The organism is Sulfuricurvum sp., assembly GCF_023250475.1.
Lineage (GTDB): Bacteria > Campylobacterota > Campylobacteria > Campylobacterales > Sulfurimonadaceae > Sulfuricurvum.
Genome location: NZ_JAHFAQ010000170.1, coordinates 1 through 3,538, shown reverse-complemented (window position 1 = coordinate 3,538; position 3,538 = coordinate 1). Strand labels below are relative to the sequence as shown.

General features: G+C 44.3%; 3 protein-coding genes. All 3 read right to left on the bottom strand.

From position 1 onward, the window contains the following. Nucleotides 1–1,885 (bottom strand): WD40 repeat domain-containing protein (locus Q0C19_RS11555; protein WP_295056200.1); only part of this gene is annotated, 1,885 nt, incomplete at its 3' end. An 11-nt stretch (nucleotides 1,886–1,896) separates the two neighbouring features. Continuing rightward, nucleotides 1,897–3,108: a threonine ammonia-lyase gene (gene ilvA / locus Q0C19_RS11550; protein WP_295056197.1), complete on the bottom strand. Its 1,212-nt coding sequence runs from the start codon at nucleotides 3,106–3,108 to the stop codon at nucleotides 1,897–1,899. Between the two features lie 9 nt (nucleotides 3,109–3,117). After that, nucleotides 3,118–3,538 (bottom strand): CoA-binding protein (locus tag Q0C19_RS11545; protein WP_295056194.1); only part of this gene is annotated, 421 nt, incomplete at its 5' end.

Below are 3,538 nucleotides of genomic sequence, written 5' to 3'. Positions count from 1 at the left end.
CCCCTGCCATAGCGGTGAATTTATCCCGTATTCCGAAATAAGGTTCAAATACACTACGCATCTCTCTCGCATTTCCCTGTGCCGCAAATCGCTGTGCCTTATCGACGGTATTGTTCCATTGTCTCTCAAGCACCTGCGCTTCAGGGGTTTCATAAAGGAGAGGATAGGAACTAAGATAGGAGAAAGCATTGGGAAGATTGTTGGCTGCGATCGATTCATAAAATAGATGTTTTATACGTATAGTGTCGGCCATTTCCTGCGCGTCATGCGCATAATCCGGGAAAGAGATGAGAATTTCACACGCTTTTCGCGCCGTTGAATAATTCCCGTTTGCATACGCCTTTTGAGATTGGAGATAAAGTTTGTCTGCATACTCCATAACCGCGGTATACTCTTCAAATTCTTTCAAAAAAGGATACATTTTTATCAGTCCGAAAAATTTAACATACTCTTGTTTAACAACGACATTCCTAAAAAATTCATACATGCGACGCTGTTCGAAAAGTTGTTGAATATGTACGGTTTTTTCCGATATTCCCCGATACGGAGCCAGTAATTCCCGTGCTTGCTCTTCGCCGTTAGGGGTTAATATTAACTCTTGTGCTTTTAAAAAAAGCTTTTTCCACTGCCGTTCCATTTTAGAATAAAGTTCCGACTCTTGAAAGGCGGGATATTGCTTGGCTAACGAATAGGCCAAAGAGAGCCGCCCCTCTTGAATATCATTTTGAAACAAATCGTATTTTTCATACGAGTTGAGGATTTGAGATATTAAGGCATGTTTTTTCGGAACACCGACAAAAATGGCAAAATGTTTTATCGCTTTTTCACGTTCATTTTTTTCAAGAAGTTCGCGTCCTTTTTCGAGAACATCCAGCCATATCCGCTCAGCAGCTTCATACGGTTTGGAAAAAAATAACATCGGATTATCATCGAGGGCAGTATAAAACGATTTAAACTCCCCATCACGAAGCATCTGCATATATCTCTCTTCATTACCTAAAAGCGAATAAATACGAATATTCCCTCCCAAAGTGCCAACGGCTAAGCGAAAAGGGTTACTTAAAAAGGCCAACGACGTTACGGTTTCGGGCTCTTTGATGTAGTGCGATGTAATCTGCTCCATAGTACGCATATCGTATAACCCTACATACCCTCGTTTGGTACCGATAAACACAAAGCGCTTGGTACTGCTGATACACATGGAAGTCACGTCATCTACCATATTTTGAAGCCGTTTAATCACTTTTCCGGTACGCATATCCCAAACAATCAATTCACCGTTCCGTGCTACGGAGAGGATTTTGGCTGAGGGTAAGAAAATGATTTTCACGATAGCACCGGTATGCCCGCGCAGCTTCATAGGCTGTTTCATTGTTGCGATGTTGAGCAAGGTGATCGTTGTGTCAAAACTGCCCGTAGCAATCCATTGACCGTTGTCATTAAAAGCAACCGTACTGACAAAATCAGAATGAGAAGGAAGTGAAAAAGCCAAGCGAGAGGTTTTAAGTACCCATACAAAAGATTTACCGTCTTGTCCGCATGTCACAAAATAGCGACCGTTCGGATCAACTCCGACACTCTCTACTTCCCCGTTATGCCGACCGACTTTATACAGAAGGGCTCTTTTTGAGAGACTAAAAATAGCGGCTTGATTGGTCCCTAAAACGGCTGACACCGAATACTCGCCATCCGGTGTCATATCGACATAGGTACCGATAAAACGTTCATGTTTGATATTGGTTTTGAATCCGTCGACAACCTCATAGGTTTCCGAATCAATAACGCGAAGGACATTCTGAGCATCTACCGCTCCAAGATTTCCATTGGAAAGCGGTTTAAGAAAAAGGATGGGAAGATCAAAATTTAATAATTTTAAAGCCTCCATCTCCTCTCCTTTTAATGTTCTTCACTGCTTAAATAGTGATATTCTTTGAGCAAGGCACGAATTTGTTCTTGATGCGCCGACCCTTTCGTTTCCAAATGGATCATAACGTTGGCATCGCCGTACGCAAGTGTCGTTGACGTTCGGTCGTAATCGATATGAACGATATTGGCATTAAGCCCTTGAAGCATTTCGGTCAGTTTCATCAAGGCACCCGGCTTATCGATCAGCGTTACGGTCAGTTTCATCTTGCGACCCGATTTGATAAGACCTTTTTCAATGATAATCGAGAGAAGGGTCACATCCATATTTCCGCCGCTGAGGACAACTCCCACCTTCTTATCCCGCAAATGTTCCAGTTTATGATGGAGCAATGCGGCAACCCCTACGGCACCGGCACCCTCGACTACCAATTTTTGACGCTCTAACAGAAACAATATAGCATTGGCAATCTCTTCATCATCCACACTGACGAATTCATCGACCGATTCAAGAATATGAGAGAGGGTTATCGGAGAAGTATCCCGTACGGCGATACCATCAGCAATCGTACGTACGCTTGTGCTGTCAATAGCCGTTTTGGCCTCAAAAGATTCACGCATAGCAGGAGCTCCTGCGGCACCCACACCGATCACACAGATATGAGGGGCGAGCGCTTTGATAGCGGATGCCATTCCCGAAATAAGCCCGCCTCCGCCGACGGGGATGACGATGGCATCGAGATCATCCATCGCTTCGATCATCTCTACCGCAATCGTCCCTTGCCCGGCCATTACCGCTTCATCGGCAAAGGGGTGGACAAATACCATACCGTGATCATTTCCGTAACAAGCGGCATACGCATACGCTTCATCGTAATTTCCACCCGCTAAAATAACTTCGGCACCGTAATAGCTGACCCCGTTAATCTTTGTAAGCGGTGTTGATTCGGGCATTACAATCAAAGCACGTGTTCCAAAGATCTGAGCTGCCATAGCAACCCCTTGAGCATGGTTCCCCGCACTTGCGGCAATAACTCCTCGAGAACGTTCGCTATCGCTCAATGAAGCGATTTTATTGTACGCTCCCCGTATTTTAAAAGCACCCGTAACTTGCAAATTTTCATTTTTGAGATAGACATCGCATCCCGATTCCTGAGAGAGACGCGGAGCATGTGTAAAGGGCGTTTCAACGATCACATCTTTGATCCGTGCATGCGCCTCGTATATCGTGTTTAAATCGATCACTCTTTCCCTTTATCCGTGGATGAGCCGATGCTCAACCATACTGCAATGATTTTGAACTACTTTCATCCCGGCATTGCGGGCGCGTTCAGCAGCTTCGTTATTGACTATCCCTTTTTGTGCCCAAAACACTTTTACATCACCCCGTTCAATACAGGCATCGGCAACCGCGCCTAATGCATCGGGTTTGCGAAAGATATTAACCATATCGACCTCAAAAGGAATTTCGCTAAGGGAACGGTACACTTTTTCCCCTAAAATAGTCTCTTCTTTCGGATAGATAGGGATAATAGTGTATCCTGCATTTTTGAGGTACTCCGCAACACGATAGCTATCTTTGCTCGAATCGGGAGAGAGACCCAAAACCGCAATCGTTTTTACTTCGTTTAAAATTATTTTTATTTCATCATTGGTTGCATTCACAGTCGGAAAT